Annotated in this window: 18 protein-coding genes; 2 read left to right on the forward strand and 16 right to left on the reverse strand. The window is 42.5% G+C overall.

The features are described from left to right. Positions 1–10 precede the first annotated feature (10 nt). Entirely contained in the window at positions 11–496 is a 486-nt protein-coding gene (locus GWK08_RS00225) for a (2Fe-2S)-binding protein (protein ID WP_163604889.1), read from the forward strand. Beyond that, positions 489–2669, forward strand: coding sequence for a xanthine dehydrogenase family protein molybdopterin-binding subunit (locus GWK08_RS00230; RefSeq protein ID WP_163604890.1), 2181 nt, complete (start codon positions 489–491; stop codon positions 2667–2669). The genes GWK08_RS00225 and GWK08_RS00230 overlap by 8 nt, the downstream gene beginning before the upstream one ends. A gap of 11 nt (positions 2670–2680) precedes the next feature. Here GWK08_RS00230 and GWK08_RS00235 read toward each other — a convergent pair whose 3' ends face one another. From GWK08_RS00235 to GWK08_RS00310, 16 genes are all read right to left on the reverse strand, one after another. Beyond that, positions 2681–3589 (reverse strand): MBL fold metallo-hydrolase, encoded by a 909-nt coding sequence (locus GWK08_RS00235; protein WP_163604891.1) that lies wholly within the window; start codon positions 3587–3589, stop codon positions 2681–2683. A 129-nt stretch (positions 3590–3718) separates the two neighbouring features. Further along, on the reverse strand, positions 3719–5251 hold the full coding sequence (locus tag GWK08_RS00240) for a M28 family metallopeptidase (protein ID WP_163604892.1): 1533 nt from the start codon (positions 5249–5251) through the stop codon (positions 3719–3721). A 161-nt stretch (positions 5252–5412) separates the two neighbouring features. Continuing rightward, positions 5413–7023: a M28 family metallopeptidase gene (locus GWK08_RS00245; protein ID WP_163604893.1), complete on the reverse strand. Its 1611-nt coding sequence runs from the start codon at positions 7021–7023 to the stop codon at positions 5413–5415. Positions 7024–7114: 91 nt separating this feature from the next. Next, complete coding sequence (locus GWK08_RS00250; protein ID WP_163604894.1) at positions 7115–7726, reverse strand: nucleotidyltransferase family protein; 612 nt, start codon at positions 7724–7726, stop codon at positions 7115–7117. A 12-nt stretch (positions 7727–7738) separates the two neighbouring features. Beyond that, the gene (locus GWK08_RS00255; protein ID WP_163604895.1) at positions 7739–8761 is read right to left on the reverse strand and encodes an XdhC family protein; all 1023 of its coding nucleotides are present in this window, start codon (positions 8759–8761) and stop codon (positions 7739–7741) included. Between the two features lie 163 nt (positions 8762–8924). Next, positions 8925–11081 (reverse strand): xanthine dehydrogenase family protein molybdopterin-binding subunit, encoded by a 2157-nt coding sequence (locus tag GWK08_RS00260; protein ID WP_163604896.1) that lies wholly within the window; start codon positions 11079–11081, stop codon positions 8925–8927. Between the two features lie 26 nt (positions 11082–11107). Then, the gene (locus GWK08_RS00265; RefSeq protein WP_163604897.1) at positions 11108–11566 is read right to left on the reverse strand and encodes a (2Fe-2S)-binding protein; all 459 of its coding nucleotides are present in this window, start codon (positions 11564–11566) and stop codon (positions 11108–11110) included. A 607-nt stretch (positions 11567–12173) separates the two neighbouring features. Further along, positions 12174–13109 carry a metallophosphoesterase family protein gene (locus tag GWK08_RS00270; RefSeq protein ID WP_163604898.1) on the reverse strand — a complete coding sequence of 312 codons (936 nt, stop codon included), beginning with the start codon at positions 13107–13109 and terminating at the stop codon, positions 12174–12176. 29 nt (positions 13110–13138) lie between these two features. Next, entirely contained in the window at positions 13139–18310 is a 5172-nt protein-coding gene (locus GWK08_RS00275) for a BspA family leucine-rich repeat surface protein (protein WP_163604899.1), read from the reverse strand. Positions 18311–19093: 783 nt separating this feature from the next. Further along, complete coding sequence (moaA, locus tag GWK08_RS00280; RefSeq protein WP_163604900.1) at positions 19094–20101, reverse strand: GTP 3',8-cyclase MoaA; 1008 nt, start codon at positions 20099–20101, stop codon at positions 19094–19096. Then, positions 20101–21012 (reverse strand): bifunctional molybdenum cofactor biosynthesis protein MoaC/MoaB, encoded by a 912-nt coding sequence (moaCB, locus tag GWK08_RS00285; RefSeq protein ID WP_163604901.1) that lies wholly within the window; start codon positions 21010–21012, stop codon positions 20101–20103. Before moaCB ends, moaA begins: the two co-directional genes overlap by 1 nt. A gap of 67 nt (positions 21013–21079) precedes the next feature. Continuing rightward, positions 21080–21523: a molybdenum cofactor biosynthesis protein MoaE gene (locus GWK08_RS00290; RefSeq protein WP_163604902.1), complete on the reverse strand. Its 444-nt coding sequence runs from the start codon at positions 21521–21523 to the stop codon at positions 21080–21082. Continuing rightward, a complete protein-coding gene (gene moeB / locus GWK08_RS00295; RefSeq protein WP_163604903.1) occupies positions 21516–22637 on the reverse strand; it encodes a molybdopterin-synthase adenylyltransferase MoeB in 1122 nt (373 codons plus the stop codon). Before moeB ends, GWK08_RS00290 begins: the two co-directional genes overlap by 8 nt. A gap of 16 nt (positions 22638–22653) precedes the next feature. Next, a complete protein-coding gene (locus GWK08_RS00300; RefSeq protein ID WP_163604904.1) occupies positions 22654–22863 on the reverse strand; it encodes a MoaD/ThiS family protein in 210 nt (69 codons plus the stop codon). After that, a complete protein-coding gene (mobA, locus tag GWK08_RS00305) occupies positions 22844–23455 on the reverse strand; it encodes a molybdenum cofactor guanylyltransferase (RefSeq protein ID WP_163604905.1) in 612 nt (203 codons plus the stop codon). The genes GWK08_RS00300 and mobA overlap by 20 nt, the downstream gene beginning before the upstream one ends. A 7-nt stretch (positions 23456–23462) precedes the next feature. Further along, positions 23463–23798, reverse strand: a complete 336-nt coding sequence (locus tag GWK08_RS00310; protein WP_163604906.1) for a winged helix-turn-helix domain-containing protein — start codon at positions 23796–23798, stop codon at positions 23463–23465. Between the last annotated feature and the right edge of the window lies 1 nt (position 23799).

Raw genomic sequence — 23799 nt, forward strand, 5'->3', positions numbered from 1 at the left:
ATACATATTGATGAATATTAGTTTTAAAATAAACGGAAAAGCGGTTACGGTAGATACAGACCCGATGACCCCATTATTGTGGGTGGTCAGGGATGAATTATCGCTAAAAGGTACTAAATACGGTTGCGGAAAAGCTTTATGCGGTGCTTGCAGTCTTCATGTAGATGGAGAATTATACCGTTCCTGTTCCCTTCCGGTAAAATATGCCGAGAATAAGAATGTAACTACGATTGAAGGTCTGTCGGAAAACGAAAATGAGTTACACCCTGTGCAGCAAGCCTGGATGGATATCAATGTTCCTCAATGCGGTTATTGTCAACCGGGTTTTATGATGGCTGCTGCCAAGCTTATTGAAGAGATCCCGGAGCCGACCGATCAGGATATTAAAGAAAATATTTCCAATATCTGCAGATGCGGAACCCACCCGAGGATCATAAAGGCAGTTAAAAAAGCCGCCCAATTAAAACAATCTCAAAAAGTACAATCCGATGAGTAAGGAAGAGACACCGGAAAAGAAGAAAAAAGGGTTTTCCAGGAGGAAATTCCTTAAAAATACTGGTATTGTCATAGGGGGCGGGAGTTTACTTCTGTATTTCGGAAGGCATAAACTAAGAACTTTTGCTGCCGGTTTTATAGCCGATATGGATCTTCCTTCAGGGGTATCGAATTTTGATCCGGACTTCTGGTTTGAAATCATGGAAGATAATACCATCCTCTTTAAATCGCCCAAAGTAGAAATGGGTCAGGGTATTTTTACCGGTTTTGCCATGCTGGCAGCCGAGGAGCTGGAAGTAGCCATAGAACAAATAAAAGTCGTTCCCGGGAGTTCCGTAAACAGTGCTAATGATATGGCCGGAACCGGAGGTAGCGGTTCTACACACTCCCTCTATGTTTCTATCAGGGAAGTAGCAGCTACTATGCGGGAAATGCTGAGAATGGCTGCTGCCGATTACTGGAAAGTTCCGTTGGAAGATATAAGAGCAGAGAACGGAATGCTTCTTAAAGGTTCCGAAAGTATGTCGTATGCCGATATCGTAAAAAATACGGAACAATGGAAAACGCCCAAGACCCCTGACCTCAAACTGGCTTCTTCTTTTAAGTATGTAGGTACGGAAAGAAAACGGATCGATCTGAAACCCAAGGTTATGGGGGATGCTATTTTTGCCATAGATACCGAAATCCCCGATATGCTTTATGCAGTGGTTCAGTACCCGGAATATATCGGAGGAAAATTGAAAAGTGTAGATAGCAGTGAAGCCGAAAGCACCAATGGAGTGATCCGTGTTATACGGGAAGATAATTGGGTAGCTGTGGTTGCTAAAAACAGGTATGCGGCCGAAATGGGAAAAAAAGCCCTGAAACTGGAATGGGATGTTGAAAAAACCTGGCAACAGCAGGATATAGATGAATTAGTTAAAGTAGGGAACGGAAGGACCGTTAAGCTTCAGGATAAAGGGAGTGCCTCTTCTGTAATTAAAGATGATGATATTGAAGTGATCCATCAGGAATACAGAACTTCATTAGGAGTGCATGCACAACTGGAACCCAATGGTGTCATTGCCGATGTAAAAGAAGATAAGGCAGTGATCATCATGGGAACTCAGGCCATATCTTTTGTCAAAAGAGCTGTTTCCAAAGCCATAAATATGAGTTCGGGCAAGATCGAGATCAGGAATTCCTTTCTGGGAGGTGGTTTTGGAAGACGATACTTTAAGTTTAACGCTCCCGAAGCAGCGCGGATCTCACAAATATTGGGAAAGCCTGTACAGGTCTTCCGGGACAGAGAAAGCGAGTTTACGGATGGGTATTTCCGTCCTTCGTCTCATCATGAACTCAAAGCGGTGTTGAATGATGACGGTACGGTTAAAGCTATTAGCCACACCCAGGCCACCGGCGATATGGGAATAAAACTGGCAGCCGGAAAGATGGGAATGAATATTATGGGTGCCGATTTTATATCAGCAGGTCACGGAGCCAAATTCCTCTACGACTTCCCAAACAAGAAAGCTTATGTTGAACATATAGATATGCCTATCCCTACCGGAATATGGAGAGGGGTTGGGATGTTTCCAAATGGCTTTGCAGTTGAAACATTTATTGATGAACTGGCCCGAAAAGCAAATACGGATCCGATCGAGTTTCGCCTGAAACACCTTTATTCGGACGATCCTATTGTAAAGCGAATGAAAAATATCATTGAGATCCTTCGAGACAGAAGCGGATGGAATACTCCTGCACCTGAGGGCGTCGGGAGAGGTTTTGCCTGTGGAGAAGATAGAAAAACTGTTGCAGCAGCTGCTGTAGAGGTACAGAAAATAGACGGGCAGATACGGGTTACAAAAGTTACTCATATTGTAGATCCGGGTCTGGTCATAAATCCCGATGGGGTTCGACAGCAGGTTGAAGGCTGCATCATGATGGGGATAAGTGCCTCTATGTATGAAGGAACTTATGTAAAAGACGGGCAAATGACGGCCACTAATTACCATCAGTATCCGATGGCTTCTCTGATGGATACTCCCGAAATTGAAGTGATCATGGTAGAAGGCAGTGCCAAACCCAGCGGGGTTGGAGAACCTCCGATTGCTCCTATGGCACCCGCTATCGGAAATGCCATTTTTGACCTGACCGGAGAGCGGCAAAGGAAGTTACCTTTTCAGTTAACCTAAAAGATGTTTTACTACTTAATAGGGTAAATAATAAATTTATCATGTATTTCCCGTGTAGGCTGGTCCCCCAGCCTTTCAAGGGCTTTATGTAGCTCTTCCAGGTCCTCAGGATAGAGCGGAAGTTTTTGTTCTTCGGGTTGATACAGTGTTCCTATGGGATAATCCTTTCCGGGTTCAAGAGACATTTCTATATGATTACCCAGGATATATGATATTTCGTGTTTTTTAGTGAAATCGTAAAGCTTTCGGATACTCTCTTTAAAAACAGACCAGTCCTCTACATAAAGACGTCCCGGGTAGAAGGTGTCTCCCGTTAGTAATATTCCGGACTGAGGGTCATAAACTGCAATTGAGGATTTCTGATGCCCCGGAATTGGAATGATTTCCAGTGCCCTGTCTCCCAGATCGTAAACCGCATTGTTTTCCGGCCAGTTCTCAATAGCAAAAAAACTTTTTATGTCCTCTACCTGCAAGCCAATTACCGATGTAGCGGGTTTGCCCTGAAATTGTGCATCCGCCGCATGATGGTCTCCATGAGCATGGGTATGGGCCACGACCAATTGCAGATCAGTAGCGTACTCTTTTTGCCTGGCATCGATCAGGCTTTTTACTGTTTGATACAAAGGGAATTTATCTTCCTCCCTGGTAGCTCCGGTATCCATCAGCAGGGCTTTATTCTTTCCGAAAAACAGGAACATAAAAGGAGCTTCATAATTCGTGCATTTGTTCTGTCTCAGGATCCAGGTGTCTTCGTCGTACTTTACCACCTGAATAAGAGGGTCCGAATTCTGTTCACAATCTTCCGAGCCATGTATCCAGGCCTGTTCTTCCAAATTAATGTGCTCTTTCGCAGGATAAGTACATGCCCCCATTAAAACCAGCAATAGTAAAGAGAATGTTATTTTTTTCTTTTGTAACATAGGGAATTATTTATTCGATGCATATAAAATCCAATCACCTAAAAACAAGTGATCCCCGGTATCGATTTTCATACTTATTCCTGAAAAATGCCCGGTAGATCACTCAGAATTCAGCTGTTCAAAAGCTCTCTACTCCACTTCTTTTAGTGGTTCACGCGGAAGTTTTTCATCCCGCTGAGCAGTATTGTAAACAAATGATGCAATAATTACAGACATTTGTTTAAGATCGTCTATAACCAAACGCTCATACGTATCCATATTGGTATGATGGGTTCTGGACCAGTATTCGATCGGATCCTGAATAAATTGAAATCCCGGGATCCCGATAGCATCAAATCCTAAATGATCCGTTCCACCTGTGTTGCGGATGGTAATTGTAGTATTATCAATAAGTTCATCAAAATGGCTGAACCACTTCTTAAAGATAGGTCCTACCTTTTCATTCCCCTGAAGGTAAATACCGCGGATCCTTCCCGTTCCGTTGTCTATATTATAATAGGCCGATACTTTTTCGTGATCCTTTTTTAACTTCATTGTTTCGGAATCGCCAAAATGGTTTTTCACATAATTACGGGAACCGTGCAATCCCTGCTCTTCTCCACCCCATAAGGCTATTCGGATGGTACGCTTTGGCTTTAGTCCGGTAGCCTGAAGAATCCGTACGGCTTCCATCATAACAATACAACCGGCAGCATTGTCTGTAGCTCCGGTAGCTCCATGCCAGGAATCCAAATGTCCGCCAAGCATTACCAGCTCGGGTTTTAATTTCTTATCTGTTCCTTCAATCTCAGCAATAACATTGTAACCCTGCAGGTCCTTTTCATTAAAGGTAGTTTTAACCTCTGCTTCAATTTCTACCTCCACTCCGTTCTCAATTAAACGGGTCATAAGATTTACATGCTCAGGTGCCATTTCAAGTTCACTTACACCCGGAGGAGTATCTTTTATATATCCCCTTGGGCTACTCGTGAAGAGTGTTCCGTGCCTTCCGTTGGTTCCGTTAATAATAAGTGCTGCCCCTTCTTCGGCCAGAAAGGTATTTAATTTTCTGCTGAGTGCCCTGCGCGCTCTGAAAGCGGCAATCTGTTCCGGGGTAAATCGCCTGGTATTAGTACTTGGCTTTTCCAGGTTCTCCAGTTCTTCCTCCGTAAGACGCAAAGCATCCGCTTCGAAAGTCGGGTTTTGCTGACCTCTGGGTTTTACCGCAATGATAGCTCCTTTTAGTTTTCCTTTGTATTTGGCGAAATCTTCTTCTTTTTCAATATCGACAAAGATCACTTTCCCGGAAATAGCACCATCAGTACTCTCTGTCCACGCCTTGGGAACAGCAATAAACGGCATATAGTAAGGTTTGGTCATGGCCACATAGCTCTTATTCATTTCCCAGCCTCTACCGAATTCTCCCCAGGCTTCTTTTTTGGCATTAACCAATCCCCATTCTGTCAATTGTTTTACAGCATAATCGGCAGCTCTTTCATAGCCTTCTGAGTTGGTAAGACGAGGGCCTGATTTATCAATCAGATTAAAAGCTATCTCCTCTACATGAGAGTTATTAAGGCCTTCATTCTTTATCTTTTTAATGGCCTCCGTATCTACATTTTCCTGCCCTATGCAAAATGCAGTAAAAAGCAGTGCAGGAATTAATAAAAATTTGGTTTTCATGGATGTGCAGTTATGATAATTAGTTATATCATCCCAAGATAAAAAATATGAGGCAATGAATAACTCAACCAGCCCTAAGTATATAGAAATCAAAAATATTTAGGGGATATTGTTTCAAATTTATGCTTACACCCAGTTTCTACAGCATATGGATCATTTGATTATTTTTCTCTTGCCGCTTTAAACTCACTTCCGTCATACCATTTCGGAAAGTAATCTTCATTCGAAAGCTTTAAACCTACCTCGAACATCAGCTGGGCATCGAATTGGATCCCGCTTAACTCAAAAGTTTCCGGATCGTATTCATCAAGAGGCTGATGATATTTGTTCTTCAGGTATTCGTCATTCATTTGTTTTACAAAATCAATTCCATGCTCAAAATCTTCATAACCTCCGCTTGCATAAAGAGCAGGGATACCGATCTTGGCAAAATTAAAGTGATCGGACCTGAAGAAATACCCTTTCTCCGCTTCAGGATCGGGAATTATATAACGTCCTTGTTTTTCAGCGATCTCCCTGGCATATTCATCCATTTCGGAATGACCATAACCGGTAATTGTCAGATCTTTCATAGGGCCAGGGTTTGAGATGGCATCCATATTAATGTTAGCTACCGTTTTCTTCGGATCGTAAATGGGGTTTTCTGCATAATAAGCCGACCCCAACAGACCTTGTTCTTCGGCAGTAACCGCTATAAATAAAATCGATCTTTTAGGTTGTTTTTCTTTTTTAAAGGCTTCGGCTATTGCCAGTAAACAAGCTGTTCCCGAAGCGTTGTCTACTGCTCCGTTATAAATAGAGTCGTTACCTACCGGCCTTCCAACACCTAAATGATCCCAGTGTGCAGAGTAAATAATGTATTCGTCTTTCCTTTCCGTACCCGGTAAAAGGGCAACAACATTTTTAGAAGCATCCCTTTTAATCTCATTGGTGATCTTTACCGATGCTTTTAATCCCAATGGAACAGGTTTAAAATCCTTATCCAGTGCCATCGATTTAAAGTCCTTATTTTCGAGGGAAGAAGCTTCAAACAGTTTTTTAGCAGCATCACTGGTAATCCATCCCTGTACATCTGCCACGGGCGCATCGCTTTCCAGGTTTAAACGTGCCCCACTCCAGCTGGATTGTACCACGTTCCATCCGTAAGATGCCGGTTTTGTTTCGTGAATAATGATCACTCCGGCTGCTCCCTGACGGCCTGCTTCCTCATATTTATAGGTCCATCTTCCGTAATAAGTCATATCTTTTCCCTTAAACACGGTCGAGTCTCCGGTTGCAAAGCCCGGGTCGTTTACAAGAACAACTGCTGTCTTTCCGGTCCAATCAATTCCCTCGTAATCATTCCATCCGTATTCGGGAGCCACAACTCCATAACCAGCAAAGACAAGTTCCGAATCTTCCAGACTTACTTCGCTATCCGTTTTTAAGGTCAGCGCAACAAAATCTTCAGAATATGTCAGGTCAAAATCTTCCTTACCTCCTGAAATTTCCATCTTTTCGGAGGGTGTCCCTGTAATTTCCACTAAAGGAACTTCCTGAAAATAACTATCGCCATTCCCCGGTGAAAGCCCGAGTTCTGAAAATTTCTCTTTTAAATAATTTACCGTCTTGGTCTCTCCTTCCGTAAACGGCATCCTTCCCTGGAAATCATCAGAAGCTAATTTTTCAATACCCTCTCCGATGGTAGATGCTTCAACCTGTACGGGTTCCTTAACTCCCTGCTGACAGGAGACTATAAAAAGTAATACTAATATTCCAATATAATTCTTCATACTATTAATTTTCTTATCCCATTATTTTATGCAATATCGCAATTAAAATATTCATTAATTGCATTTTAAAGATCATATTAAACCAAGCGGATCAGCTTTTGAAATGATCTTTATACAGTTCGTCATAATTCTCTTTGGTATCTATATCGGTTATCAGGGAATCTGCCCTGACTGTCAACAGATCCTTCGAATGTTTTCTGATAATGTCTCTGGCACCGTAATCATTCCCCAACGCTGAAAGCTCTTCAAAATACTCCCTGTCAAAAAGTGCCGGTACCCCTGCTTTTTCCCTGTAAGAGGTAGCGATGATCTGCCTTTTGCCTTTGTTAAACTTCCCTATAAGTGTATTCAGGTGGCCCGGGTTTATTAAGGGTTGATCTGCCAGCATGATCAAAAGACCATCCGTATCCGAAGAAGACTGTTTCAGGTAGTCCACGCAACAGGCAATAGAGCTTCCAAGTCCGGTTTCCCATTGTTCGTTTTTAAGGATACGAACCGAATCGGCTCGTATTCCCGCTTCGATAAGATCTGCATTAGCTCCCAAAACAACAAGGACTTCCAAGGCTTGTGAATTAAGTGCTGTTTCTATAGAATGTCCGAGCAAGGTGGTCTTTCCCCAGGCTAATAATTGCTTAGGTGTTCCCATCCTGCTGGAAGCGCCTGCTGCCAGGATGGTAATTGCTATTTTAGGTTTATCAGACACAACTGCCGATCATTATGAATGGATTCCTCCCATTTTTTTATGTAAAGGCATAGGTTCCTGTTCCCGGACTACGGATAGTATCTCGGCAATAATAGAAACCGCTATTTCCTGTGGCGTCTCTGCACCAATATTTATTCCTGCGGGGCCGTGGATCCTGTCCAAAAACTGATCACTTATTTCCGGGCAGTATTCCAGGAACTGATTCAGTAACTTTTCTCTTCTGTGTGCCGGCCCCAGTAACCCGATATATGCCGGATCGGTATCCTTGAAACGAAGCAGATATTTAAGGTCGTTGGCAAAATTATGGGTCATCAGAACAACGGCTGTCTGCCCGTCGATCAGAGATACATCCATCTCTTCTGCCGCCACAGAATATATTTTAGTCGCCCCCGGAAAATTTGCCAGGGTCTTGGGATCGGAAGGTGAGGAAATAACACTCACTTCCCATCCGCTGAAAGAAGCAAACAAACATAACTGAACCGCATCGTGTTCGGCGCCAACGATCACTAATTTAAAACAGGGTGGCATTTCCTGACTGAATACAGAGAGGGACCCTTCTGCTTCAGGCGTAACGGTTGTACCTGAAAAAGGGAAAGATTCCTTTTCGGAAAACCTGATCTCAGAACCCAGGCCGGGTTCAATTCCTTCTTTCTTTTTATATCTGGAGATCACTTCAAAGGACCTCCTTTCTTCAATACATTTATGAAATGCTTCTATCAATGCAGTTTCAGGCTGAAAGGGTTCAATCAAAATATAGAGAATACCTTCGCACCCCAGTCTGTACCGACCATCGTAGGTCATCAGCTTTGAGTGCCCGGTCTTAAAGACTTCCTGAGACTGGCGTAAAACTTCTTTCTCCACACAACCTCCGCTTACAGCCCCGATCATTTTCCCGTTTTCCTGTATAAGCATCCGAACTCCCGGCCTTCTGTAGGACGAACCGTCCAGGTCTACCACCGTAGCCAGAACAGCTTTGAGTTTATTCTTTTCGGCATGGATAAAAGCTTCGATTATTTTTTTCAGTTCGTGCGTCATAAATCAAATTAGAGAATAAAAATAATGAAGCTGTCCGAAAGGATCGCAAAAAGGTGTTTGTGCAGGTAATTTTCAAATCTTGGTAACCAATTCAAAAACCACCATCCTTTAAACGATGTGTTAAGGGCTTTTCAGACAGCCTCACAATTTTAGAATTTCAATATTATCCTATTACCTTTTTGGTAGCATCCATATGTTTAATAAATGGAAACTTGGTCAGCCTGGTACCGGTAGCCGAATGTATGGCATTGGCAATGGCTGCTCCAACCGGAGGTAATGTCGGTTCTCCTAATCCGGTAGGTGCGATATCACTTTCTACAAAATGAACTTCAACCTTCGGGGTTTCATTCATTCTGATAAGACGGTAGTTCTGGAAGTTATTCGCATCCGGTACTCCATCGGTAAACGTGAAATCACCGTACATGGCATGTCCTACTCCATCTATAACTCCACCTTGCGCCTGGTTTTTAGCTCCCATTGGATTTACCACAATTCCGCAGTCAACCACACAGGTTACTTTTTTCACCACAGGCAATCCCTTATCCATTTCAATATCCGCAACTTCCGCTACGTGAGTATTATGACAGTAGTAAGCTGAGAAGCCCTGGTATACACCATCCTGCTTTTTACCCCACCCCGACTTATCGACTGCCATTTTTATAACTCCCTCCATACGTTCGGGAGAATATTGAATGCGATCGTCTGTCGTTCCTTTTACATTCTGAAGCAGATCCAGACGTAATTGAATACGATCTACTCCCATAGTATCTGCCAGTTCGTCAAAGAAGCTTTGTTCTGCAAATGCCAGGAAGTTAGTATAAGGTGCCCTCCAGGCCCCAGTTGAAATGTTACTATCATAATTGGCTACATCAACCTGATAATTCTCCACAGCACCAGCCGGGAAGAAATTCGGGATCAAGCCATACATATTAGAATTAACGGAAGCTTCCTTTAGGTGGTATCCTGTTACTTTTCCGTCTTTAACAGAAGCGGCGATCCTGTATTTTATAGATGGCCTGTAAATTCCGGAAGACATATCATCCTCACGGGAGAAAACCACTTTTACAGGGCTTTTAGCCAAGTGAGAGACCTCAGCAGCTTCAAGAACAAAGTCGCCGTACAATCTTCTACCGAAACCACCTCCCATACGGGTCATTTCCAGGTGGATCTCACTTTCGTTCCTACCCAGCATCTGGGCAACTCTTCTGGCAGTACCTGCCGGAGTTTGTATAGGTCCAACCAATTCTATTTTATCGGTTCTGACATCTGCAAAGAAGTTCATTGGCTCCATACAGTTATGAGGAAGGAAAGGCGATTCATACGTACGCTCCAGCACCTGATCGGCCTGAGCAAAAGCTTTCTTTACATCTCCATCTTTTCTGAGGGTCTCAAATTCCTTTCCGTCCAGAAGTCCGGTTAGGATCTTATCGTGATCAGAAGAACTTTCTGCTTTTGTCCCTTCTTTCCAACTGGCTTTCAATGCCTTTTTCCCCTTCATTGCGGTCCAGGTATTATTGGCCAGAACAGCTATCTTATCTCCAAAACGGATTACATTGCTCACCCCTTCTACCGCACGGGCAGCACTGTCGTCATAAGCATCCAGTACCTGTCCGAATGCAGGGGGTCTGAGAACGGAAGCATAGAGCATACCTTCTCTTTTAAAATCCATTCCGTACAGAGGCTTCCCTGTAACGATCTCATCCAGGTCTACATTAAAAGCATCTTGTCCGACAATAGTAAAATCTTTAGGATCCTTTAATTTAACATCCTCAGGGATCTCCATTTTTGCGGCATCAATTACCACTTCACCATAACCGAGCTTATCTCCGCTGGCATTGGTAATTACGCCTTCGCTGGTGCTACATTCAGATGGGTCTACTCCCCATTTTGCCGCAGCGGCATTTACCAGCATTTGTCTTGCAGTAGCTCCGGTCTGACGCAGAGGGGTCCATCCCTGTCTCAAGGACTGACTTCCTCCTGCTACCTGACGGGTATAATTCTTGGTATCCAGGATCCCCTGAGCTACATGTACATCTTTCCAGGCCACATCCAGCTCTTCCGCTATGATCATTGGCATGGAAGTCTTTACTCCCTGCCCTATTTCAGGGTTGGGAGAAAATATCGTTACTTTTCCGTTATCTGCTATTTTAATAAAAGCATTAAAATCATTAAAGTCCAGTTCTGCAATATCTACCGGTGGTGCAGTATCTGCTTTACATGCTGTAAACAGGTTAAACCCTATAAGCATTCCACCACCCGCGAGAGAGGAGGTCTTTAAAAATGATCTTCTGCTAAAAGCTATTTGATTTGAAGGTGTCATGTTTTGTTTTTTATAGTTGGTTTAACTTATTTCTTAGATGCCGCCAATTCTACGGCTTCTTCTATCCTGTTATAAGATGAGCATCGGCATATATTACCGTGCATCGCTTCTCTGATCTCCTCTTTGGTCGGATTGGGATTAGTACTCAGAAAAGCAGAAGCAGTCATCATTTGCCCCGCCTGGCAATAACCACACTGTGGTACATCTTTCTCCTTCCAGGCTTGTTGAACCGGATGGCTTCCGTCTTCCGAAAGTCCTTCTATGGTGGTAACCGATAGGCCGTCCATCTGAGAAACCGGAAGCAGGCAGCTTCTTGTCGCACTTCCGTCAACATGAACAGTACAGGCACCGCATTGTCCGATCCCGCATCCGAATTTCGTCCCTACCATATCCAGATGATCGCGTAATACCCATAATAAAGGGGTGTCTTCAGCAGCCTCAACAGTATGAGACTTGCCGTTAATCTTTAAGTTGTACGTTGGCATAAAATATGTTTTTAATTAGCAATGGTGTTCTATTGAAAATATTAAGTGCAGAAGGTTTATTTAAACTAAATAAAAATTATATAACTTCCTGCTATTAAAGTTAGTAAAAAAAAGAAGCTCTGACCTTGTTTTAACAGAGTCTGAAATTAATTATAAATCCGTTAAGAGTAATTTTCTTACTTGTGGTTGGTTGTTGCTAGTTGGTGGTTGTTAGTTTTTAGTTGTTGGTTGATGGTTACTCGATTTGAAAATTTGAAGATTAGTTAATTGGTTGCTTGTTGGTGGTTCATGGTTGCTCGATTTTATAATTTGGAGATTAGTTGATTTAAAAATGTCACTTCTCGACTGCGCTCGAAGTGACATTTGGGTATTGATTGTCAGTTCGAGTTTTTTCCGCAGGAAAAAGTATCGAGAACAGTTATAAAGAAAACCACTTCTCGTTTTCGGAAGGCGGTTTTTTGTTGTCAATTATCGAAGATTTATAGTTGTAGATATGTCACGGATTGCAAATCCGCGACAACGAGAGAAAAGATTCCTGCATACGCAGGAATGACATTATACAGAATTGGTCATTGATTATTGCTCATTGTTCATTGCTCATTGTAACTTATTTCCATTCATATATGTAATAAGTTCTTTTATACGATCCGTCGGAGAAGAGGTCGATCATAGAAAACCCGCAATGTGTCTTCCTGAAAACAGAGGATCCCCACCATCTTCCGCAAACGGCACCCCCACCTAAATAATCAACTCCGAAAGAGGTGAGTTTATCCGTCATATGAATATGGCCACTTATACAAAGCCTGACTTTTCCGGCTCCCCATGTTTTAAATATCTCCTGTATTCTATCCGAATCCTGATGAAAATAATAAGGCGTGGGAAACTGTCTTACTTTTGCTGTTGGTGCCCAACTGGAAACTGAAGAAGATAAGATCGGGATATGGGATACTATCATTACCGGGGTATTCTGTGATATACCGGACAATTTATCTATCAGCCAATGTTCCTGTTCCAGATCGATACGGGCATCATATTTTTGTCCGTTTATATTTTGAGTACTGTCTAAAACAATAAAGTGCCAGCCGTCTCTTTGAAAGTCATAATAACGCCCTGGCATCTGCAGTTCATCTATCATCCATTGTTTTCCGAAAGAAGGACTCGACCTGTCTCCGGAGGCATTGCCGTGTATATCGTGATTCCCTATCGCGTACTTTGTCTCGATCGGAACAGCTTCCCATTTTCTGTTCCAAAGGTCCCATTGTCCTTTAATAGTGGCCTTACTTCCGGCAAGTGCTTCCATAATAACATCACCGGTATGGAATATCAGATCCGGCTGCGGGTTTATTTCCAACAACTTTTCTATAAACTGATCCATTTTTCCGGGGCAGTTACGGGCATTATACACATGAGTATCCGTAATATGGGCAATTCGCAACTTCTTTGTTCTTGAGCTGCCAAAAAGCGGAATAGGGTTTAACAAAGCTCCCACCGTTACCGCAGTTCCGGCAAATGTGAGTTTCTTTAAAAATTTTCTTCGTATCATACTATACTATTTACATATTGTTGAGCAGGCTATTTAATGACGATCTTCTTTAAGATTACCGGTATATCAGGTATATGGATCCCTAAAAAGTAGATGCCCGATTGTCTTCCCGACAGGTCAAGTCTATAGGTATTCTCATTAATTTTAAAAGGAAACAGAGTGGATATCCTGCCCGTTATATCGAATAATTGAAAATCTATCTTAGTTCCCGAAAAGCGTGGAGAACGAAGGGTTAGTATTTCTTCTGCAGGATTGGGATAGAATATTACTTCCCTTTCAATATCACCGCTTTCTATTGTTTCCGTATTTCTTATTGTAAGCCCTTCATTGTTTGTCATTCCTACGGTTGCGGTTACAGACAGGGCTCCTCCGTCGCTAATAGTCCAGTTATGATCGTTTATCAGCCTTGTTCTGGCTGTTTCGGCATCTCCGCCTGCCGTATACCTTGAACTACCTCCGTTAAAAATGATATTATTCTGTACATTTTGAGCTTCCCATCCTCTAATCAAAGCCTCGTAATTAGGTGTGGATAAAGTAACACCTTCAAACATAGATCGCATATCCATGACATTACTCACATCCCAATTCCCTATATCCCGGTTAAATGCAAATGCATTGTAGAACATGGCTCTCATATCGGTAACTCTGCTAACATTCCAATTCCCAATATTCTGATCAAAAACTGACGCCTCCGAAAACATACTCTTCATATTGTCTACACTGCTAACATTCCAGTTCCCGATATCACGGTTAAATGCGGATGCACGATTGAACATATATGCCATATCGGTGACATTACTTACGTTCCAGTTTTCTATATTTCCATTAAAGTTCAATGCCTGATGGAACATGCTCCTCATACTCCTGACATTACTTACATCCCAGTTCCTGATATTCTGATTGAAGTTTGTGGCATCTCCGAACATCCCGTTCATATCGGTAACACTACTCATATCCCATTCCTCCATACGAGGAACAATGGTAAGGGAAGAACAAGCCTGAAAACTTTTCCTGAAACTGGTAACTTCGGAAGTGTTTAAAAGATCAGGGGCAGTAATACGCAGGTTATTGCACCCATTAAAATGCATTGAAGTACGCGATCCTAAACGTAACGGTCCCCAGGAATTAATCTCGATTATTTCTGATCTGCTTTCCCCATCCGGAAAACCAAAACTCCATCCGTTTATCTCTCCGCTAATGCTGATGGTATAAGTCCCGGCTTCCGAATAGGTATGTGTTTTTTGGTCTGTCTGCTGAAAATCTGTAAGCCTGCCGGAAGAACCATCACCCCAATCGACAGTAAAGTCATAAACACCGGAACTTACCAGAGGCAAACGGATCTGCTGACCGGCTTCTGTGATTCGCCAGGTTGAAACAAAGGCGTTGGCAAGTACCCGAACGTTAAATTCTATATTCGCAGTTCCTCCATGACCGTCATCGGCACTAATCGTAATATCTGTATCACCGGTACCCATCTCGGTAAGGACAAGCTCATTGCCGGAGAGGCTTACGGATACTATCTCAGGATCAGCAGAAGCTGCAGTCAGGTTAAGATCATGTCCGTCTGCATCGCTGAAAATACCTTCCAGGTTGATCCTCAACGTACCAAAACCACTTCGCATTAACCGATCTTCGATCCTGTTCTCAACCACGGGAGGGTTATTTTCCGCCACTTGTACATTAAACACGTGGTTCGTACTGCCCTCATAGCCATCATCTGCGGTTACAGTAATTGTGGTGTTTCCTCTCCCCTGTTCGGTAAGAATAAGGGTGTTCCTTTCAATATCCGACAGGATCACTTTAGGATCATCCGAAACCGATGTCAGGGTCAGACGGTGTCCGTCCTCGTCACTAAAAACTTCGGTCAGGTCAATCCTGTAAACGCCAAAGCCACTTATCAGTTGTCGATCCTGTATAGGACGTACCACAACAGGTGCCCTGTTGGCCATAACCTCTACCTTAAAGGTATCACTTACAGTACCTCCGTGACCGTCACTGGCAGTTATCGTAATAGTTGTTAAGCCAGCTCCTCTTTCCGTAAGACTGAGGATATCATTTTCAATACTTAGGCTTACTATATTTTCATTTGATGCGATTGCATTTAGTTCAAGTTGATGCTCTTCCTTATCTGCAAAAACACTGCTTATATCAATAGTATGGATATTAAAGCCCCTTGTCAGTTGCTGATCCGGGATACTATCTGCCAGTTCCGGAGCGGTATTGGATATCAGGTCCCTTATTACAATATCATCCAGTCTGAGACTACCCGGTCCCCGGTGATGAAAGCGGAGCTGGAAAGTCCCTCCATATTGCTGTCCTCCTTCTTTCAACACCTGGCTTATATTAGTAAATTTCAGGTTTTCTATGGTATCGGTACTTTCATTATCACCCCAACTATAAAGGGATAACCAGGAAAGATCTGCATTGCCACGGATGTCAATACGGTCTTCCAATGAGCCGGCATGGGCTCTTAGTTCCAGTTCCAACTGATCCCCATTCACATCGTAAGCACTCAGGTCCATAGTAAAGACGAGGTTAGTGCTTTCCTCCGGGTCATTCGTTCTCATCCTGATTTGCCGGGTTTCGAATTCGCTTCCCGGTGAACCTGTAAGTTCCAATTGCCCTCCGGAGCCATTAGTGAGGAAAGTGGCAGCTTGCAGGCCGGGGATCACTGCAATGTTTTTTCCGCTTATGTCAATATTATCCACTGCCTGTTCAAAATCTTCCCGGAAAGGCAATCCTTCCGTATAGACATCGATCTTCCCGCACGAGATGGGTCCAACAAGATCATCTTCCGGATTTACATCATCAAATAAAGTCGTATAGAAGCTAAGCTCATAATTACCCGGGCGGTTGAAGTTGACCTTCTCCTTGAATTCGTGGACCACACGCTGTCCGGGAGCTAATTCAACAGATATTGTGTCCTGTATTTCAGGAAAAACAGGAATGGCTTCTCCCTCTTTTGGCGGTCCGTTAACATAGTTTATCTGAGCAAAGAGGGGAATATTCGATACCGGATGCCTTCCTTTATTTTCAATTTCCACAGACAGGGATTCGCTTTCACCGAGAAAAGGGCTGATCTCAGGTACTATTCCTGAAATTATTGCTACATCGGGCATATAATCGATAAGCACATTTCCCAATAGCAAAGAGCTAATATTGCTACCCGACTGCTCCAGGCCAAAGCGCAACTGGAAGGTTTTGCCATATTGCTGCCCTCCTTCCCGTAATATTCTACTTATGGTGGTGATCTTTAATCTCTGCAGATTGCTATTGCCCGTAGCTGAACCCCAATCGTATAAGGTTAACCAGGGAAGGTCTGCATTACCCCGGATAAATATCTTGTTATTAGGGCTATTATCTGCAAATCTGGCATTCAGGTTTACTTCCAGTTTTAAGCGATCTTTTTGTGCATCATAGGCAGAAAGATCCAGCGTAAAAAGCAAATCGGCGGTTCCTCCTTCGGATCTTGCCATCATCAGAGTTGATCTGTCCTGTATATCATAAGCATAATCGTAAAGATGGATAGATCCATTTTCCGAACCCGTTAAAAAAGTAGCCGATTGCATTCCCGGAACGTTTGCAATCTTCCCATTAAAGGTGGCCTCGGGGGTAGCCTTAACCCTTCCCCTGAAAGGTAATTTGCCGTTGTAGATATTAATATCATTAAAAGAGAGGCTGACCGGAGGGATTGTATCATACTGATGATTATCATCTTCGGGGTGAGAAACGTAAAAAGTGACTTCGTAATCATTCGATTCAATCGAACTAAAATCAGCCGGGATCGTCTTAAAGGTATGTGTGTGTGATTCTCCCGGCTGCTGACCATCGGGTGGTAAATCGACATCTTCCGAAAACTGCCATTGGGTACCATCTGAATATTTTACAATGGCCCCTACCTGATATTCCAGAGCGGACGAACGACCTGTATTTGCAGTTTGAACGGAAAGTTTATCTTTTAAAGGGAAGCCGCTGGAAATTAACAGAGGTCCTGTTTTCTCCACCTTTCCCGATAGTACTTTAAGATCCGGCTTGCTAATTTTGTTGTTGATGTGCCAGGCAATAAGTTTTCCGTCATCGCCAGGATAATCCTGATATCGGGTAGATCTGGTCGCAGCCGAGAGTACATCTATATCTTTATCACCATCCAGGTCGGCTGCATAGACCGAAACTGCTCCATCGGTATTGGTGCTGATGTTTTTCTGTTCTCCGAAATTCCCTCTCCCGTCATTTTCGTACCATGCAATTTTATCGTCATTATAGGAAGCTGAAAGTACATCCATATCGCCATCACCATCCATATCGGCAGCGTGGACCGATAAGGCCTTATCGGCCCCGGTAGTAATCTGATGTTTTGTCCAGGAATATTCCCTTTGCCCCAGGAGTGTCCTTCGTGTTTTGTTCTCGAACCAGTTAACTGCATCATCCCCGGCAGATGCTGCAAGTACATCCAGGTCGCCATCGCCATCTATATCGGTAGCATAAATAGAGCTGGCACCATCTACCTGCCCGTTAATGATATGATGTCCGGAGAAGTTTCCGTTTCCGTCATTTTCGTACCAGCTAAGGGTGTTATCATCAGGCAAAGTGGAAAGTATGTCTATGTCATTATCATTATCCAGATCTGTCGCATAAACGGAAGAGACCCCGTTTGCTTCTGTAGTAATAGTTTGTTCTTCCCATATCAAGAACCTGATCCCAAAGAAATCCATCCATTTCTTTTTGTACCAGACAATCTTATTTTCTGTGTTAAAAGCTGAGATTATATCGGTATGGCCATCATTGTCGAGGTCTGCCGCATAAACAGAAGCAATATTATTCGTACCTGTTTTTATTTCTTTGCGGTTAGTTTCCGGGTTTCCAAAATTCCCCCTCCCCAGGTTCTCATACCATGCCAATCTATCTGAAAAAGCAGAAACCACGTCCAGATCACCATCATTATCCAGGTCTACCAGATGGGTCTGTTGCGGGCATAACTGGCCTGAAGCGCTGATGGCATGCGATTTAAAACGCATATAGCCCAGGTTCTCGTGCCAGATGATCATACTATCATTGACCGAAGTGGAAAGAACATCCATATCTCCATCTCCGTCAATATCGGCTGCCCGGATGGTTGAAGCAGAAGTGCAGTCCTGAGAAAATCCTGTGAATGCAGAAAGCAATATGGTAAGATAAATGAGGGAGTGTAGTATTTTTTTCATGGTCCGTTGTTTTAGGCTGTAAAATTTGCATTGCCCCTTTGTTTAGAAAGCATTTTTGGTTTCTCCGGGGCTATGAAATCAGGAAATTTTAATGTTATTAAACGCAATAAAACCCCAATTTCCCATCGTTAAATTACTACGGAATGAAAGTGATTTTTGTTTTTTTCACCAATTGGGATTATTATTTCATTAAAATCAATTAATCAACTGTTAATCAATTGTTTATAAACAAAATGCATTATTCTTTTTTAATAAAATGGAGAAGGTTTTGTGGGTGGTTGTTAGTTGTTGGTTGGTGGTTATTAGTTGGTTGATGGTTGGTGGTTGTTAGTTGTTGGTTGATGGTTGGTGGTGGTTGCTCGATTTGATAATTTGGAGATTAGTTAATTTGAAAATCGTAATGATTGATATTAATTAATATTTGGAAAATGTCACTTCGAGCGCAGTCGAGAAGTTGAGAGTTGTAGTTTGGTTCTTGGTTGTTACACCTTCACTGAAGTTTCGGTGTATGTTGATGGTTGGTGGTTGGTGGTTGCTCGATTTGATAATTTGGAGATTAGTTAATTTAAAAATGTCACTTCTCGACTGCGCTCGAAGTGACATTTGGGTGTTGATTGTCAGTTCGAGTTTTTTCGGAAGGAAAAAGTATCGAGAACAGTTATGAAGGACAGGCACAAAATTTGATTCTCGATACAATCCCTTTGGGATCACTCGAATTGACAAATTTTGATTTCATTTATTCAATGATCATTGTTAACTGCTAATTGTTCATTGTTAATTGAATCAACCTCCAATGGTGATCATACTCCTGTTTCCGGAATGCAAATCATCACGGTTAAATTTATCCAAAGTATCCATTCCGCTACGAACCTTAAATTTTGCCCTAACTAACTTTTCTATTATCGGTTCTATAGGTTCTCCGTTGCGAAGTGGTGTCAGCAGGTCAGACTCCGAGGAAGAGAAAAGGCAATTTTTCAGTTGCCCGTTGGCGGTAAGCCTGATACGGTTACAGGAATCACAAAACGGATTGGTAACCGAGCTGATGACAGCAAAAGTTCCCTGGTAATTCTTTATCTGATAATTCCTGGAAGTATCATTCGGGCGATCTTCAATTCGCTCTATTTCGGAAGGATCATAAGCTTCCTTTACCGTATTCATGATCTCTTCATAAGAGACCATCTTATCGAGTTGCCATTTATTTCCGTCAAAAGGCATAAATTCAATAAATCGGACATGAAGGGGTAATTTTTCGGTAAGCCTTATAAAACTGACGATCTCATTTTCATTAAAATTCTTTATCAGCACGCAATTCAGTTTCAAATAAAAGCCTTCCTCAGCCAGCAGCTTGATATTGTTATAAACCCTGTCGAAATAATCCCTGCGGGTAATATCCCTGAATTTTTCCCTGTCCAGGGAATCCAGGCTTACATTAATGTTTTTAATATTCAGTCTTTTAAAGGTCTCCACAAAGCGATCTACAGTGATGGCATTGGTCGTAATGGCAAGTTCTACCGGTAGAGAAGCCAGTTTTTCCAGTATAACATCCACATCTTTCCTGATAAGGGGTTCTCCTCCCGTTAGCCTGATCTTTGTTACCCCATGATCCACGAACTTTTTAGCTATGGTATAGACCTCATCATAGGTCATTATATGCGACTTGGGGGAAAGTTGTATCCCCTCCGCAGGCATGCAATAAGTACATCTCAGATTACAGCGTTCCGTTAAAGAAATACGCAGGTAATTGTGATGCCTGCCAAAAGTATCGGTCAATATGTTTTGTTTCTGCTCCATTAATCGTGTCTCGCTCCTTTTAATATTCCAAATACGTGGAGTACGGCCGGAAAGATGGCATCCATCGATTCCCTTGCTCCATTGGTTGATCCCGGTAATGCCAGTACCAGGGAATTATTGATCGTTCCTGCAACGCTTCTGGAAAGCATTGCATAGGGCATTCTTTCCTGCCCGTATTTCCGGATGGCTTCTTCTATTCCCGGAATATTTCTTTCAATAAGGGGTTTTAAAGCTTCCGGGGTTACATCACGCCCCGACAGGCCTGTTCCTCCGGTGATAATAATAAGGTCTGCTCCTATTTTTTCATATGTACTCACCCTTTTCCTGATTTCATCTACTTCATCAGGGATGATCACATAATCACGGATCCCTACTTCACATTCTTTTAGTTTTGCAATAATGGCCTTACCTGCCCTGTCTTCCTTTTGCCCTGCCGAAATACTATCAGAACAAACAATGACAACTGCTTCAAGCTCTTTGTTGAATTTATCTTTAAAATCGGACTTTCCGCCTTTCTTTTTCAGGAGCCTGATCTGTCCTATCTCTATTTCTTTATCTATGGGCTTAAGCATGTCGTACATATTCAGGGCCACTACGCTGGCTCCATGCATGGCCTCAACCTCAACCCCTGTTTTGTAAATGGTCTTAACGGTAACCAAAACCGTTATCTCCAGGCCATTTATCTCATATTCCACACCCGTATATTCTATGGGTAAAGGGTGGCAATCAGGAAGCAGATCCGGGGTTTTCTTTACTCCCAGAAGCCCGGCAGCCTTACTCATAGCAAATACATTGCCTTTGGGCACCGTATCATTTTTTATAGCCTCAATAGTTTCTTCCTTACTGACTTTTACCACTGCCTGTGCCGTAGCAATCCTTAAACTCGTATTCTTATGGGTAATATCTACCATTATTCAATTATTCGTTTTACACCTTCACTAAAGTTTCGGTGTACGTTGGTGGTTGCTCGTTGTTCTATCAGGTGTTGACTTTCCACTGATGACTTTCATCTTCAAAGACTTCTTTTCCGAAAACCGGTACTTCCTTCTTTATAGCTTCTACGATATATTGAAGGGCCTTAAAGACTTCCTTCCTGTGAGGGGAAGATACAAACACAAAAAGGCACAGTTCTCCGGCTTTTACTTCTCCAAGGCTGTGATAAATATGCATACACGTAAGTTCGAATTTTTCGAAGGCTGCTTCTCTTATCTCGTGAAATTTACTTTCCGCCATTTCTTCATAAGCCGTATATTCGATAGCTTTTACCGTTCTTCCGTCAATAACATCTGCCCTTACCTGTCCCAGGAAAATATCATGTGCTCCGATAGAAGTCTTTGTTTGGTGTTTAGCGATAGAATCTCCGATAAATGCAGGAGATATGGGTCCGCTTACAAACACTTTCTTTGGTTTTTTCTTATCCATTTTTATATTGATCTTTTATTGCAAGCCTGCTGAGTTCTCCAGTCAGGGCAATTGCTCCTCCTTTCAGGCTCGCTGTATTTTTAAATCCGTTTTTATTCATAAGCTCTACGGCTTTCTTACTCCTCATCCCGGACTGGCAGAAAACTATCCACTCCTTTTCTTTATCTAGAGAATCCATTCTATTTTCCAACTCTCCCAGTGTGATATACACAGGAGATACATCGTCTATTTTGGGCTGTTCATGCGTTTCTCTCACATCCAGAAAAACTGCTTCCTCCTTTTCCAAAGCCATATGAGTGCTGATCTCTTCTATTTCTTCTGCTGTTTCAATTCCGCAAAAAAGATCGTAATCTATTGTTGTAAAACTTTCCTGCATCTCCACGGTTTTTGCTATTTCGGCTTCCACCCGTTTTACCTTAAGGATATTGGATTCTGCGGTGAGGGAATTATACAATAACAAGCTTCCTGACAAACTATCGCCATTTCCGAGAATGATCTTTAAAGCTTCATTGGCCTGCATACTTCCTATTATTCCCGGTAACACCCCCAGAACTCCTATTTCAGAGCAGGAAGGTACGCTTCCGGCCTTGGGTGGTTTGGGAAAAAGGCATCTATAGCTGGGGCCATTGTTATAGTTAAACACAGATACCTGCCCTTCAAACTTAAAAATAGATCCGTAAACCAGAGGTTTAGCAGTTATTACACAGGCATCGTTTACCAGATAGCGGGTTGAAAAATTATCGGTCCCGTCCACTACAATATCGTATTCACTGAAAAGTTGCAGGGCATTATTTACCGTTAGTTTTTCGGGGTATGCGTTTATGGTAATAAGGGGGTTCAGGTCTTCCAGGCGTTCTTTGGCAGCCAGGGCCTTATTCTTTCCGAGAGCGGAAGTCCCATACAATATCTGTCGCTGCAGGTTTGACTCTTCCACTACATCAAAATCTATAATCCCGATACGTCCTACACCGGCTGCTGCCAGGTATTGAAGTACAGGGCATCCCAATCCGCCTGCCCCAATAACAAGAACGCTGGCCGAAGAGATCTTCTGCTGGCCTTCATGTCCTATTTCCGGAAGCAGGATATGTCTGCTATATCTGTTTAAATTACTCATTTGTCTTTCTTAAAGATCATCCCCCTGCAAAAGGAGGTAAAAGTGCTATTTCCATATGATCGTTTACTCTTGCATCATCTTCCACCAATTCCTTATCCAGGGCCACTTTAAAATCCATGGCTCCCAAAGCACTGTGTTTTTGTTTTAGTAAACTTACCAGCTCACCGGCATTACAGGAAGCAATATCTATTTGTTCCTCTCTGCATTTAGTAGCCTCTGCGAGCATTCCAAAATATTTTATTGTTAACGGCATATAAAGCTTCTTTTAATTCTTCAGGGGCATTTATATTCTTTACCCAAATTTTTTCTTCTTCTTTTAACTGCAATTCCTTAATGTTCAGTTCATTTAACAATTTCCTCATACGTCTCTCTTCCTGATGGAGCAACTGCAGGCAAACTTCACTGCATTTTTTCCTGTACATACCTACCAGGGGCATTGGTCGGTTCCCATCTTTAAAATATACGGCATCATATTTTCCTTCCTTATATTCCATCAGCCTCTGCAATAAAACAGGGCGTATTAGAGGGACATCACAACTCAATACGATATTGCAATCTGTTTTTGAGTGTTCCAGCCCCGTATACAAACCCGCCAAAGGGCCTGCATTTCTGATCATATCTCCAACCCTTCTCTGCTTAAAAGCGTCATAAGCGGGGTGATCACTCACAATAATAATATCATCTACTACTGTTTCCAGAGCATCGATGATATGTTGTACAAAAGTTTTATCATTGAACAATACCAATCCCTTTTCCCTTCCCATTCGGGAACTCTTTCCTCCTGCCAGGATAATTCCGGTACAGTTCTCTTTTTTCATTTATTCCTTATAATTCCAGTTTTTTAAACTCGGAGTCCAGAAATTCCCAGCAGCTCTTATTTATATTTTCAAAAGCTGTTATCATCTTTTCTCCATAGGCTGTAATGGCAGCTCCTCCACCTCCTTTTCCTCCGGTAGATGCTACCACAAGAGGTTCTTTGGCCGACTTATTCATACTGTCCATTAAATTCCATGCCTTTTTATAGGACATACTCAGAGAGGCTGCAGCCTTGCTGAGAGATCCTTCACTCTTAATGGCTTTAAGAAGCTGAATGCGGCCCTCGCCTAAAAACATTCCGTCCTTATGCTCTACCCATATTCTGCTTTTGATCTTATAATCCATT

Origin of the sequence: Leptobacterium flavescens (genome assembly GCF_010671605.1) — a bacterium.
GTDB classification, from domain to species: domain Bacteria; phylum Bacteroidota; class Bacteroidia; order Flavobacteriales; family Flavobacteriaceae; genus Leptobacterium; species Leptobacterium flavescens.

Excerpts from the sequence above, each read along its gene's own strand:
- GWK08_RS00225 (WP_163604889.1), top strand. The coding sequence starts at position 11 with ATGAATATTAGTTTTAAAATAAACGGAAAAGCGGTTACGGTAGATACA.
- GWK08_RS00230 (WP_163604890.1), top strand. The coding sequence starts at position 489 with ATGAGTAAGGAAGAGACACCGGAAAAGAAGAAAAAAGGGTTTTCCAGG.
- GWK08_RS00235 (WP_163604891.1), bottom strand. The coding sequence starts at position 3,589 with ATGTTACAAAAGAAAAAAATAACATTCTCTTTACTATTGCTGGTTTTA.
- GWK08_RS00240 (WP_163604892.1), bottom strand. The coding sequence starts at position 5,251 with ATGAAAACCAAATTTTTATTAATTCCTGCACTGCTTTTTACTGCATTT.
- GWK08_RS00245 (WP_163604893.1), bottom strand. The coding sequence starts at position 7,023 with ATGAAGAATTATATTGGAATATTAGTATTACTTTTTATAGTCTCCTGT.
- GWK08_RS00255 (WP_163604895.1), bottom strand. The coding sequence starts at position 8,761 with ATGACGCACGAACTGAAAAAAATAATCGAAGCTTTTATCCATGCCGAA.
- GWK08_RS00260 (WP_163604896.1), bottom strand. The coding sequence starts at position 11,081 with ATGACACCTTCAAATCAAATAGCTTTTAGCAGAAGATCATTTTTAAAG.
- GWK08_RS00265 (WP_163604897.1), bottom strand. The coding sequence starts at position 11,566 with ATGCCAACGTACAACTTAAAGATTAACGGCAAGTCTCATACTGTTGAG.
- GWK08_RS00270 (WP_163604898.1), bottom strand. The coding sequence starts at position 13,109 with ATGATACGAAGAAAATTTTTAAAGAAACTCACATTTGCCGGAACTGCG.
- GWK08_RS00275 (WP_163604899.1), bottom strand. The coding sequence starts at position 18,310 with ATGAAAAAAATACTACACTCCCTCATTTATCTTACCATATTGCTTTCT.
- moaA (WP_163604900.1), bottom strand. The coding sequence starts at position 20,101 with ATGGAGCAGAAACAAAACATATTGACCGATACTTTTGGCAGGCATCAC.
- moaCB (WP_163604901.1), bottom strand. The coding sequence starts at position 21,012 with ATGGTAGATATTACCCATAAGAATACGAGTTTAAGGATTGCTACGGCA.
- GWK08_RS00290 (WP_163604902.1), bottom strand. The coding sequence starts at position 21,523 with ATGGATAAGAAAAAACCAAAGAAAGTGTTTGTAAGCGGACCCATATCT.
- moeB (WP_163604903.1), bottom strand. The coding sequence starts at position 22,637 with ATGAGTAATTTAAACAGATATAGCAGACATATCCTGCTTCCGGAAATA.
- GWK08_RS00300 (WP_163604904.1), bottom strand. The coding sequence starts at position 22,863 with ATGCTCGCAGAGGCTACTAAATGCAGAGAGGAACAAATAGATATTGCT.
- mobA (WP_163604905.1), bottom strand. The coding sequence starts at position 23,455 with ATGAAAAAAGAGAACTGTACCGGAATTATCCTGGCAGGAGGAAAGAGT.
- GWK08_RS00310 (WP_163604906.1), bottom strand. The coding sequence starts at position 23,798 with ATGGATTATAAGATCAAAAGCAGAATATGGGTAGAGCATAAGGACGGA.